We start from the raw sequence: 11,060 nt of genomic DNA, 5'->3' as shown, positions 1-11,060 counted from the left end.
CGAAAAACTCTCTGCCCGGAAAGGGCGTAGCGCATACGCACCTCGTGCGCCCGGCAAAGCCTCTGCAGAAGGCAAAAGAAAAGCCACTCACTTTCGTGAGTGGCTACTGGTGGAAGTTACAGGGCTCGAACCTGTGACCCGCTGCCGGTTGGCAGATGACGAACCTGGCTGCAATAGAGAAAAAGAAAAAGCACTTACTTTCGTAAGTGCTTGATGGTGGAAGTTACAGGGCTCGAACCTGTGACCCTCTGCTTGTAAGGCAGATGCTCTCCCAGCTGAGCTAAACTTCCATTTTGGTGACCCAGCGGGGATTCGAACCCCGGACACCCTGCTTAAAAGGCAGGTGCTCTGCCGACTGAGCTACTGGGTCAGGTCAAAAAAGTTTTGCGCTGAGTATGAAATTAAGTCGTATGCCGTAATGGCAGGGACGGCTGGATTCGCTTTCCAACGGGAAAGCCACGGCGGTTCGAATAATCCACCGGATTATTCTCAAGAGCCGCCTTTCGAATCCAAGGATTCAAAATCTGCCGTAATGGCAGGGACGGCTGGATTCGAACCAGCGAATGTCGGCGTCAAAGGCCGATGCCTTACCGCTTGGCGACGCCCCCGTATTCGTTTGCTCGAAACAGCGTTACCCTAAAGATAACGCGCTGCGTTCGCAGCGCGTCACAGGGTTATATGGGGTGGGTAAAGGGACTCGAACCCTCGACCCTCGGAACCACAATCCGATGCTCTAACCAACTGAGCTATACCCACCATATAAAGTTTGCAGCCGACGGAAATGGCACGCCAGGAGGGATTCGAACCCCCGGCCTACTGCTTAGAAGGCAGTTGCTCTATCCGGCTGAGCTACTGGCGCATATCAATTCCGACAAACCCATTCGAAGAAAATGGAGCGGGTGATGGGAATCGAACCCACGTGTTCAGCTTGGAAGGCTGACATTCTACCATTGAACTACACCCGCGGGTCTTTCTGACGCTCATTTAGTATATCAATAAAACCCCATAATGTCAACATCTTTTTTCAAATTTTTTTGAAAAACTTTTTTTCGACCAAATTTGCAAAGAACATCAAAAGGGCAGACGGTCATGCTATACTGTAATCAAAGGAGGGAGAGAGCATGAAAGCAACGATCTTACTGGCCGAGGATGAGCAGGCCATGCGTGAGGTGCTGACCGACTACTTCACCGCGAAGAGCGGCGGCGATTTTACGGTCGTGGCTGCGCCGGACGGCGACACGGCGCTGCACCTGATCGAAACCCGGCGATTCGACCTGCTGCTGCTCGATATCATGCTGCCGGGCACGGACGGCTTCGCGCTGTGCCGCGCGGCACGCGAGCAGGGAGACGCGCCCATTCTGTTCGTCACGGCGCGCGAGGACGAGCAGGACAAGCTGCACGGCTACGGCCTCGGCGCGGACGATTATGTGGTCAAGCCGTTCTCGCTGGCGGTGTTGTACGCCAAGGCACTGGCGCTCCTGCGGCGAGCGCGGGGCCTCAATGCCGGGAATACGCTGACAGCGGGTACCCTGTCACTCGACCCGGAACGGGGGATTGTCATAGCGGACGGCAGGCGCATCGACCTGCCGCCCAAGGAATTTGCTTTGCTGCGGGCGCTGATGGAGCGCAAAAACCGCGTGCTGACCCGGGACGAGCTGCTTAATCTTGCGTGGGGCTGGGATTTTGACGGCACGGACCGGGTGATTGACGGGCACATCAAAAAGCTGCGCCGGGCACTCGGTCCGCATGCGGACTGTATCAAAACCGTGGTAAAGCGCGGCTACAAGCTGGAGGTGGACGGAGATGAAAACCAAACGTAGAACCTTTTGGAGCTTTTTCACACGAATCGGCGCGGGCTTCCTTGCATTCTGGCTGGCAGTGATGGCGGTGTTCACCGTCCTGCTGTCGCAGCAGCGTGCAAAGCTCATGCTGGCGGAAATGGAAAGCAAATCGGACAAGCTGATGGGAGAGGATACCGATTTGTTGCTTGATCCCTCGAGCTATGACACGACGGACGAGACGGAACTGCGCAGACGATTGAGCAAGCCGGTATTCATGGCGGACAGCGCAGACCCGCCCAATCTGCAGATCATCGAGACCGCTATCACCGACCTGAAATCCGGCAAAGTTCTGCAAAGCAACCGCTGGTGGCTTGAGTTGATCGAGGGAGACAACCTGTACCGCGTGGATATGAGCGGTCAGCCGCGCGAGGTGTGCGAGGCGGTTCTTGCGGGTGCGGGCACAGGCGAGTCGAAAATAGAATCGCTGCCGAAGATGACCTTTGAGGCGTGGGCGGACAGCGTGCCCGGATACCGCGATGACGCCTATCTGAAATCCATCACGATCGAGCCGACCAAGAGCGGCACTTGGGAGCCGACCGGAGAGGTGCGCACGATTGAATGCGCATATGACGCGGAGCAGGTGAAAGGTCTGACGCTGAAAACCATGAGTTATAGTCGCTTGGTGTGCCCCGGACCGAACGGCGCCACGACCGAACAGATTGCGGAATCCCTGTCCTCGCCCGCGCGGCAGGCGCTGCGGGAATGGGCAGAATACCCGAGCCGCACAAACAGCAGCCAAACGGTCGAGAAGCTGTGGCTCGTGCGAACGTACCGGCGGACGATCAGATATTGTCCGTTTGCGGAAAGCGGCGCTGTGCTGGTGTCCTATGCGGCGGAAGGATATCCGCTCAAAGCCTTGCTGCCGGTACTGATTCCCGTATGGGCGTTCAGTCTGGTACTGGCGCTATTCTGCGCGGCAGTGCTGTCCGGTGCGCAGCTGCGCGTCTGGCGCAAACAGGAGCGCATAGAGCGGGTACGCCGCGAAACGACCGCCGCGCTCGCACACGAGCTGAAAACGCCGCTCTCCGTGCTCAGCGCCACCGCCGAGCTGCTCGGCGATAACCTTGCACCGGAAAAGCAGGCACACTATCTGGGTGTCATTCAGCAGCAGGCGCAGCGGATGGACGGCAGTGTGCGGCAGATGCTCGAACTGTCGAGACTGGAGACCGGCGCAAAGGCTCTGCGGCGAACCGCGTTCTCTCTGGCAGAATTGGCGCAGGAGCGCCTGCAGGCGGCTCTGCCGACCGATTCCACCATCCGCACCGAATTTGCAGCACAGGGCGAATACGAGGTCAATGCGGACAGGGCACTGCTCACGCGGGCACTGGACGCCCTGCTCGAGAACGCCGTGCAGCACACACCCGAGGGCGGCTGCATCACGGTGCACCTCGCGGACGGCGTGCTCTCGGTGACGAACACCGGCGACGCCATTCCGGCGGACGCGCTGCCGCGGCTGTGGGAGGCGTATTATCAGGCCGATCCGTCGCGCAGCGCCAAAGGCGACGGACTGGGACTGTCCATCGCGAAAACCGTGTTCGATCTGCATGGCTTCACCTGCGGAGCGGAGAATACCGAAATCGGACCGAAGTTCTGGTTCCAATTCGCAGATAAATAGCAAAAACCGCTCGAAAGAGCGGTTTTTGCTTTATTAAATAACTTTTTCGAATACCATGGTTGCCTGAATGCGGTCGCCGCCCATCAGACCCTTGCTGCCGCCGTTCGATGTAGTAATCGTGTGCAGGCGATAACCCTTTTGCGCTTGATGGTTAATCGCTTCTTCCAGTTCGGTCAGGTTGCCGGAACCGGTGCCGAGAAATTTTTCTTTCAAAGTAACCTGCAGGACAACGTAATGATAGTCCTTGCCGGATGCGGTGGAGAAAGTCGAGGAATCGCTGAAATCCATAAATAACACCTCCAGTAATTTACACGATTATATCGTATTCGACAGAGATTGTCAATCAATGCAACCGAAGAACGGTAACCGAGAGGCAAAGAAAATGGAGAATGGAAAAATGTGGTGCATTTTCCATTCTCCATTCCGACTCGCTAAGAGCCGCCCTGCGGGCGGTTGCTCGATGGACGCCCACTGCGGTGGGTGTCTCAATTTTCAATTATTAGATGGTATCCAGCTTAACCTTGCCGTCCTCAGCGGACAGGTGTGCGCCCATCAGCGGCTTATCACCGGTGACGATGGCGGTGGCCAGCGGATTTTCAATCTCCTTTTCGATCAGGCGGCGCAGATTGCGGGCGCCGTACTTGACCGAGTAGGACTTCTCGGTGAGCAGGCCGAGCAGGCTGTCGTCCCACGTCAGGCGGATCTCCTTATCCGCGAGCGTGGTGCGCAGCTCACCGAGCATGATCTCAGCGATATGGCGGAAGTTATCCTCGGACAGCTGGTTGAACGCGATAATCTCGTCAATGCGGTTGAGAAACTCCGGACGCATAATTTCTTCAAGAGCCTTCATCACGCGGTCCTTGCTCATCTGAGACACGGTGCGGCCGAAGCCTGCAGGCGTGTTATTGGACTGCGAACCGGCGTTCGAGGTCATAACGATGACCGTGTTCTCGAAGCTGACAACGCGGCCCTGCGCGTCGGTCAGACGGCCGTCATCCAGAATCTGCAGCAGAGAATTGAGCACATCCGGATGCGCCTTCTCGATCTCGTCGAACAGAACGACAGAGTACGGACGGCGGCGGATCTTCTCGGTCAGCTGACCGGCTTCATCGTAGCCGACGTATCCCGGAGGGGAACCGATCAGGCGGGAAACTGTGTGCTTTTCCATATATTCGGACATGTCGAGACGCACGAGTGCATCCGGCGAGTCGAACAGGTCGAGAGCAAGCTGCTTGACCAACTCGGTCTTGCCGACGCCGGTCGGGCCGACGAACAGGAAGGATGCCGGCTTGCGCTTGGGGCTGATGCCCGCGCGGTTGCGGCGGATGGACGCGCAGACCGCGTCTACGGCTTCGTCCTGACCGATAACGTGCGATTTCAGGCGGGATTCCATATCGCGCAGGCGTGCAGACTCCTGCGCTGCTACCTTGGATGCCGGAATGCCGGTCCAGATTTCGATAACCTCAGCCAGAAGCTGTTCGTCAACCTGCGGTGCAGGCTTGGTCAGCAGCTCGTGCAGCTGTGCCTCCACCTGCAGAATGCGGCTGCGGCAGGTGGCGATCTTGGCGTAGGTCTCCTCCTCCTCAGCGCGGGCAGAGGACTGGGTCAGCTCGTCAAGCTGTGCCTGCAGGCGCTCAAGCTCGTTCTGCAGCTCGGGAATCTCGGACAGCTGCGGAGAATCCAGATTGAGCCGCGAGCAGGCTTCGTCGATCAGGTCGATGGCCTTATCCGGCAGAAAACGGTCGGTGATATAGCGTTCGCTCATCTCAGCGGCACGGCGGCACATCTCATCGGAAACAGTAACACCGTGGAAGGTTTCGTAGTACGAGCGGATACCCTTCAAAATCTCGGTGGTCTCGGCAACCGACGGCTCACCGATATAGACCGGCTGGAAACGGCGCTCGAGCGCGGCGTCCTTCTCGATATACTTGCGGTACTCCTTGAGCGTGGTCGCGCCGATCACCTGAATGTCACCGCGGGCGAGGGCAGGCTTGAGGATGTTTGCGGCGTTCATCGAGCCTTCGGAATCGCCGGTGCCGACAATGTTGTGCACCTCGTCGATGACGAGGATGATGTTGCCGATACGCTTTACTTCGTCGATCAGGCCCTTCATGCGGCTCTCAAACTGGCCGCGGAACTGCGTGCCCGCCACGAGAGCGGTCAGGTCGAGCAGATGGACCTCCTTGTTGCGCATCTTGAACGGAATGCGGCCCTCGTTGATGCGGACTGCCAGACCCTCGGCAACGGCGGTCTTGCCGACACCGGGTTCGCCGATCAGGCACGGGTTGTTCTTCTGGCGGCGGTTCAAAATCTGAATGACGCGGTCGGTCTCGCGGTCGCGGCCCACGATGTGGTCAATACGGCCTTCTGCGGCCTTTTGGGTCAGGTTCTCGCAGTAATTGTTCAGATATTTGCGCTTTTTGTCCTCCTTGCGGGAAGAACGGGTGCGGGTCTCCTCCTGAGAGCCGCCTGCGGGCTGCCCCGGCAGAGTGCCGGCAGCGACCGGGTCGGTCTCGTGGGGTGCGTCGTCGTCCGTGCCGTCCGAACCGGCGGGAACCAGGTCGTTCAGGTCGGACAGGGAGCCGATCTCACCGGAGAGCGCTTCGAGGTCGTCCTCGGTGATACCCATTTGCTCCATGATGTTGTCGAGCGGCTTGACACCCAGTTCGCGTGCGCACTTGAGGCACAGACCCTCCTGGGTGGTCTTATCCGGTCCCTCGATTTTGGTGATGAACACCACCGCGATGTTTTTCTTGCACCGCGAGCACATTGGCATATTCATAGGTTAAACTCCTTCAGGGAATGGAAAATTGAAAATAGAAAATGGAGAATTAAGGTGTTCTCCATTAAATGGCGATAGGTAAAACGTCCACAAGCTGTTTGAGCAGCAGCGTATGCTTGACGCGCTCCGGCGAGAGATAGCCGAGCGACGTATAGGTGATCGGGAACAGCCACTGCAGCACGATCAGCAGGATGCAGACGAATGCGACGCCGGTTACAAAGCCGATGAGTGCGCCGCCTGCGGAATCGAGTGCGCTGAGCGGAGTACGCCGAACAATGAGCTTGAGACTGCGGCCGAAAATCCAGATGAGCCGTCCGAACAGCACGCTGAACAGCACTACCAGCATGGAGAACGCGATGCTCTCCGACATGCCGACAGCCGCTTCGGTAACGGTCTGCCGCAGACCGTCCAGCACGCCTTCGGCGGTCTTGAGCGCGGCCTGTTTTTCAAACAGCTGACCGACTGCCGGCACGACCACCCACTGCGCGATATACGGCGCGGTGTACTTGGCGGCGGCAACAGACGCGGCGATCATGCCGATGCGGCCAATCACGCCGTACAGCGCACCGACCAGTCCCCGACGGGCACCGAGCCAGACGTTGGCCAGCAGCACGGCAATGAGGATAAGGTCAGGCGCGTTGAGCAGCTGCGCCGCTGTGGAAATAAAATCGTTGATATCAGTTATCTGCATGTATTTCCTCGGATCGTTCGGAATGCGCGGTAAAGATACGCGCGTTGCGGTTGTAGAGCAGGAAAACCGTACCGTCATCGGTCATGAGCACACGGCGTGCGCCGACAGCGTCATCATTGTGCCACTGCGGCTCGGCAGAGGTGTTGTAGACCGTAACACCGGACGCGGACAGCACCGCCGTACCGGCGTTGGAGACAGCAAGCGCCGTTGGCTCCTCGGTCAGTGCGAACGGGCCGTGCAGGCTGCCGTTGCGGACGGTATAGAGATCGCTGCGTGCATCGTTCAGGTAGGAGCGCACAGCGACAGCCATCGTACTGCCCTGAGACGCAGTGGCGATCAGATCCTGCGAGCTGAGTTCGAGCAGCACATCGACCGTGCCTCTGCGGGTGACATGATACAGGCCGGTGTCGCACAGCGCGATCGCGGCGTTGTTCTCGGAATAAGTGAGCGTTACACCGAGCGCGTCAGTCAGCGCGGTGTCCGAAATCTGCTTGCCGGAGGACACATCAAAGAACAGCACATGGGACTCGAGCGTTACGCCGTTCTGCCGGAAGGCGAGAATGCCGAGCGTATTGCAGTCCGGCGAGAGCACAGCGGATACAATATAGTATTCCGAAGCGCGGTATTTGAAAACCTCTTTTCCTGCGGTGTCGTAAACGGCAGCGGCGGTACGGTAGCCGTGCTCGTTGGTGGTGAGCACGAAACGGCCACTGCGGCCGATTGAACCGTTCAGGATGGTGGATTCCAGCTTCAGCTCCGCGACAGCGCCTGCCGAGCCGACCAGTGCGGCTTTGACGCCGCCGCGGTCGTACACAAGCACATAATTCGTGCTGCTTTCCACCGCGGGATCGGAGTAGCCGAGCGAATAGCGCAGCGTGGTCATGCTGCCCGCGCGGGACAGGAACAGCGCGTCACTGTCCGCGTACGCCAGACCGGATTCAAACAGCGCACCGTCGCTGAAGGTCTCGTTTTCGTAGTTGATGGTGGTGATATCGCCGTCATGCGAGCGAATACCGGCCGCAATATAGCTGCCGAGCGTGCGCAGCGAGGTCGGCGTAAAAATACGGTAGTTGGCGATCAGGAACAGGGCTGTTCCCAGCACCAGAGCCCAGCCGCAGAGCATGCGGAGCAGGGCGGTCGTGCGGATACGCGCGTCCTTGCTGTCGAGCAGGCGCTGACGGCGCTCCCGCCTGGAGAGCGGAAAGCGGATGATATTCTGCTTTGGGTTCTGTTCGCTCATGAAATCCCGCCTCCTTATTGTAGCGTGTTTAATGGGTGAAAATGTGAATAGCTTGGGCAATTCCGCACAATTAAAGCGGCGGCTCCTTGTGCAGGCTCCGGTCGCACTGCCGCGGTGCTTTGCGGAAATTCTGTGCCCTGACTTCGTTGTGATTTCACGGTAATACACAAAGTATTACCGCAAAACCACGCCTCGTCAGAACGCAAAATTTACACGCAAATCACTCTTGTTCAATTATGCGGTATTACCATTGAAATCTGTCAGTCCGACAGGCGGAATCTGTCCAGTTCGGGGGTATCGTCGTACCACAGGCGGTTCATAAACAGACCGCAGGCAGGCAGGGTGGGTCCGGCCTGCTCTCGGTCGCAGGCGAGCAGTACGTCGCGCACCTGCTCGGGCGCCAGCTTGCCGCCGCCGACATACGTCAGCGTGCCCGCAATCGCGCGGACCATATTGTACAGGAAGCCGTCGCCGCAGACGCGGATGCGGATGAGGTCATCCACCGGCTCCACCTCGCACCAGAAAATGGTACGAACCGTGCTCTTGACCGGTGTGCCCTGACTTCTCACGGATGCAAAGTCCTGCTTGCCGACAAAATACTGTGCGCCTTCCTGCATTTTTGTAATATCCAGCGGATAATTGTACCGATACGCGTACCGTGCGTGGAACGGGTCCCGCAGGGTGGAAGGGAACAGATAATAGGCGTATTCCTTTTTGGTGCAGTTGAAGCGCGCATCGAAGTCCTCGGGAACCTCGACTGCGCCGGAAACCGCAATGTCCTCGGGCAGAAAGCTGTTGAGCGCATACGGCAGACGGTCCATCGGGATCGTGCAGTCTGCGTGGAAGTTTGCCACATACCGGCGGGCATGAACGCCGGAATCCGTGCGTCCGACACCGGAAACATGAACTTTTTGCTTCAGCAGATGGAAAATCGCGTCCTCCATGCTCTCTTGGATGGAAGGACCGTTTTTCTGAATCTGCCAGCCGTTAAAATTTGTGCCGTCGTAAGACAACACTACTGCAATATTTTTCATCATTTCAGTTACTTTTAGTGGGTCGTGAATGGAGAATTGAGAATGGAAAAATGGAAAATGAAGGTTCGGCGCAAAAGCGCCGATTATAATAAATCGCACTTTGTGCGATACCGCAATTCTCCATTCTCCATTATCAATTTTCAATTATCAAAGGCCAAAATGCTTGAGTATAATAACAACTGCGAACAAAACAGCAACCCACAGCAGCGCGCAAACATCTACGCGGGCAATCTTGAGCTGGCGCATGCGGGTGCGGCCGACATCGCCGCGGTACAGTCGGCACTCCATGGCGGTAGCGAGTTCGTCCGCGCGGCGGAACGCCGAGATGAACAGCGGCACGAGAATCGGGATCATGGCCTTGGCACGCTGAATCAGGTTGCCGGAGTCGAAATCCGCGCCGCGCGCCTTCTGTGCCGAGATGATCTTCTCGGTTTCTTCGATGAGGGTCGGGATAAAGCGCAGTGCGATCGACATCATCATGGACAGCTCATGCACCGGCGCGTGCAGCTTTTTGAGCGGAGAAAGCAGACGCTCAAGTCCGTCGGTCAGCTGAATCGGTGAGGTGGTGTAGGTGAGCATGGACGTTGCGATGATGAGCAGCATCAGGCGCAGAACCATGAAAATGGCCAGCTTAATGCCTTCCACACTGATGTGCAGGAAGTGCCACTGGAAAATGTAGGTACCCGGTGTATAGAACAGATTGAGCACCGCCGTGAAAATGACGATGAATAGGATCGGCTTGAGGCCGCGCAGCACCATTTTTGGCGAAATACGCGAAATACCGATGACAACGGCAAGAAATGCGATGATCAGCGCATAGGAAACCGGGCCTTGCGCGAGGAACAAAAGCACGATGAATGCCACCGTCAGCACGATCTTTACGCGCGGGTCAAGACGGTGCACCGCACTGTTGCCCGGAAAAAACTGACCGAGGGTAATATCCTTCAGCATTCGTGAGCAGCCTCCTTCCGCTTGCAGGCACGCAGGGCATCCATTGCCTGCGCTACGGTGTAGACCGAGGTATCAACATCGTGACCGCGCTTTTTCAGCTCAAGCATGACCTTGGTGATCATCGGGATGTCCAGTCCGGCGGCAATGATCTCGTCCGCGTGCGAGAAAACCTCGCGCGGCGTGTCGCAGAACAGCACCTTGGCGTGGTTCATCACAAGCAGACGGTCGGCAACCTGTGCGATATCCTCCATCGAGTGGGACACGATGAGGATGGTCGCGCCGGACTGCTTGTGGTAGCTGCGGACCAGCTCAAAAATCTCGTCACGGCCCGCCGGATCGAGGCCCGCGGTCGGCTCATCGAGCACGAGTACGTCCGGCCGCATGGCGATAACGCCTGCGATGGCTACGCGGCGCTTCTGACCGCCGGACAGCGCAAACGGGGACTGGTCGGCAAGCTCAGGCGCAAGACCGACTGCCGCCATGGACTCGCGCACGCGCTCGTCAATCTCATCCTGCGGCAGCTTCATGTTGGTCGGACCATAGGCGATGTCCTTCGCGATGGTCTCCTCGAACAGCTGGTATTCCGGATACTGGAATACCAGGCCGACGCGGAAGCGCGTTTCGCGGCTGCACTTGCCCTTGGCATCCCAGATGGACTTGCCGTCGAGCAGGACCTCGCCTTCGGACGGCTGCAGCAGACCGTTCAGGTGCTGAATGAGCGTAGACTTGCCCGAACCGGTGTGACCGATCACACCGAGAATTTCGCCTTTTTCGATTTTCAGGTCAACATGGTCAAGCGCAACACGCTCAAAGGGGGTGCCTGCGCCGTAAACGTGCGTCAAGCCCCGCGTTTCAAGTATGGTTGACATAAGATTCTCCTTCGGATAATCAATGGAGAATGGAAAA

The 11,060-nt window shown here is 57.8% G+C and carries 9 protein-coding genes and 6 tRNA genes; 2 read left to right on the top strand and 13 right to left on the bottom strand.

Going from position 1 to position 11,060, the window contains the following annotated elements:
- Positions 1-214: 214 nt before the first annotated feature.
- The 6 genes from C7386_RS01435 to C7386_RS01410 form a co-directional block, all read right to left on the bottom strand.
- A tRNA-Val gene (locus C7386_RS01435) sits at positions 215-290 on the bottom strand.
- A gap of 4 nt (positions 291-294) precedes the next feature.
- A tRNA-Lys gene (locus tag C7386_RS01430) sits at positions 295-370 on the bottom strand.
- Between the two features lie 163 nt (positions 371-533).
- A tRNA-Gln gene (locus tag C7386_RS01425) sits at positions 534-608 on the bottom strand.
- 71 nt (positions 609-679) lie between these two features.
- A tRNA-His gene (locus C7386_RS01420) sits at positions 680-756 on the bottom strand.
- A 26-nt stretch (positions 757-782) separates the two neighbouring features.
- Positions 783-859: transfer RNA gene (locus C7386_RS01415), tRNA-Arg, on the bottom strand.
- A 32-nt stretch (positions 860-891) separates the two neighbouring features.
- Positions 892-965, bottom strand: a tRNA-Gly gene (locus C7386_RS01410).
- Between the two features lie 156 nt (positions 966-1,121).
- Between C7386_RS01410 and C7386_RS01405 the strand changes: the two genes are divergently transcribed.
- Together C7386_RS01405 and C7386_RS01400 are read left to right on the top strand one after the other, a co-directional pair.
- Positions 1,122-1,820 carry a response regulator transcription factor gene (locus tag C7386_RS01405; RefSeq protein WP_110435289.1) on the top strand — a complete coding sequence of 233 codons (699 nt, stop codon included), beginning with the start codon at positions 1,122-1,124 and terminating at the stop codon, positions 1,818-1,820.
- Positions 1,804-3,456, top strand: a complete 1,653-nt coding sequence (locus C7386_RS01400) for a sensor histidine kinase (protein WP_116704697.1) — start codon at positions 1,804-1,806, stop codon at positions 3,454-3,456. The genes C7386_RS01405 and C7386_RS01400 overlap by 17 nt, the downstream gene beginning before the upstream one ends.
- Before the next feature lie 33 nt (positions 3,457-3,489).
- Here C7386_RS01400 and C7386_RS01395 read toward each other — a convergent pair whose 3' ends face one another.
- The 7 genes from C7386_RS01395 to C7386_RS01365 all read right to left on the bottom strand — a co-directional run bounded on the left by C7386_RS01395 (position 3,490) and on the right by C7386_RS01365 (position 11,023).
- Positions 3,490-3,744 carry a DUF4177 domain-containing protein gene (locus tag C7386_RS01395; RefSeq protein WP_181967608.1) on the bottom strand — a complete coding sequence of 85 codons (255 nt, stop codon included), beginning with the start codon at positions 3,742-3,744 and terminating at the stop codon, positions 3,490-3,492.
- A 211-nt stretch (positions 3,745-3,955) separates the two neighbouring features.
- A complete protein-coding gene (locus C7386_RS01390) occupies positions 3,956-6,238 on the bottom strand; it encodes an ATP-dependent Clp protease ATP-binding subunit (protein ID WP_116704696.1) in 2,283 nt (760 codons plus the stop codon).
- A gap of 64 nt (positions 6,239-6,302) precedes the next feature.
- Positions 6,303-6,929, bottom strand: coding sequence for a CvpA family protein (locus C7386_RS01385; protein WP_165815423.1), 627 nt, complete (start codon positions 6,927-6,929; stop codon positions 6,303-6,305).
- Positions 6,916-8,169: a DUF5711 family protein gene (locus tag C7386_RS01380; protein ID WP_110435284.1), complete on the bottom strand. Its 1,254-nt coding sequence runs from the start codon at positions 8,167-8,169 to the stop codon at positions 6,916-6,918. The genes C7386_RS01385 and C7386_RS01380 overlap by 14 nt, the downstream gene beginning before the upstream one ends.
- A 260-nt stretch (positions 8,170-8,429) precedes the next feature.
- A complete protein-coding gene (gene truA, locus C7386_RS01375; RefSeq protein WP_243252330.1) occupies positions 8,430-9,206 on the bottom strand; it encodes a tRNA pseudouridine(38-40) synthase TruA in 777 nt (258 codons plus the stop codon).
- 144 nt (positions 9,207-9,350) lie between these two features.
- On the bottom strand, positions 9,351-10,154 hold the full coding sequence (locus tag C7386_RS01370) for an energy-coupling factor transporter transmembrane component T family protein (RefSeq protein WP_110435283.1): 804 nt from the start codon (positions 10,152-10,154) through the stop codon (positions 9,351-9,353).
- The gene (locus C7386_RS01365; protein ID WP_110435282.1) at positions 10,148-11,023 is read right to left on the bottom strand and encodes an energy-coupling factor transporter ATPase; all 876 of its coding nucleotides are present in this window, start codon (positions 11,021-11,023) and stop codon (positions 10,148-10,150) included. Before C7386_RS01365 ends, C7386_RS01370 begins: the two co-directional genes overlap by 7 nt.
- Positions 11,024-11,060 lie beyond the last annotated feature (37 nt).

The sequence above is a fragment of the Agathobaculum butyriciproducens genome (assembly GCA_003096535.1).
GTDB lineage: Bacteria > Bacillota > Clostridia > Oscillospirales > Butyricicoccaceae > Agathobaculum > Agathobaculum butyriciproducens.
The sequence above is the reverse complement of the archived record's forward strand: the minus strand, read 5'-3'. Positions and strand labels throughout refer to the sequence as shown.

Bases quoted from the DNA above. Each gene is read 5' to 3' on its own strand.
- C7386_RS01405 (WP_110435289.1), top strand. From the start codon at position 1,122: ATGAAAGCAACGATCTTACTGGCCGAGGATGAGCAGGCCATGCGTGAG.
- C7386_RS01400 (WP_116704697.1), top strand. From the start codon at position 1,804: ATGAAAACCAAACGTAGAACCTTTTGGAGCTTTTTCACACGAATCGGC.
- C7386_RS01395 (WP_181967608.1), bottom strand. From the start codon at position 3,744: ATGGATTTCAGCGATTCCTCGACTTTCTCCACCGCATCCGGCAAGGAC.
- C7386_RS01390 (WP_116704696.1), bottom strand. From the start codon at position 6,238: ATGAATATGCCAATGTGCTCGCGGTGCAAGAAAAACATCGCGGTGGTG.
- C7386_RS01385 (WP_165815423.1), bottom strand. From the start codon at position 6,929: ATGCAGATAACTGATATCAACGATTTTATTTCCACAGCGGCGCAGCTG.
- C7386_RS01380 (WP_110435284.1), bottom strand. From the start codon at position 8,169: ATGAGCGAACAGAACCCAAAGCAGAATATCATCCGCTTTCCGCTCTCC.
- truA (WP_243252330.1), bottom strand. From the start codon at position 9,206: ATGATGAAAAATATTGCAGTAGTGTTGTCTTACGACGGCACAAATTTT.
- C7386_RS01370 (WP_110435283.1), bottom strand. From the start codon at position 10,154: ATGCTGAAGGATATTACCCTCGGTCAGTTTTTTCCGGGCAACAGTGCG.
- C7386_RS01365 (WP_110435282.1), bottom strand. From the start codon at position 11,023: ATGTCAACCATACTTGAAACGCGGGGCTTGACGCACGTTTACGGCGCA.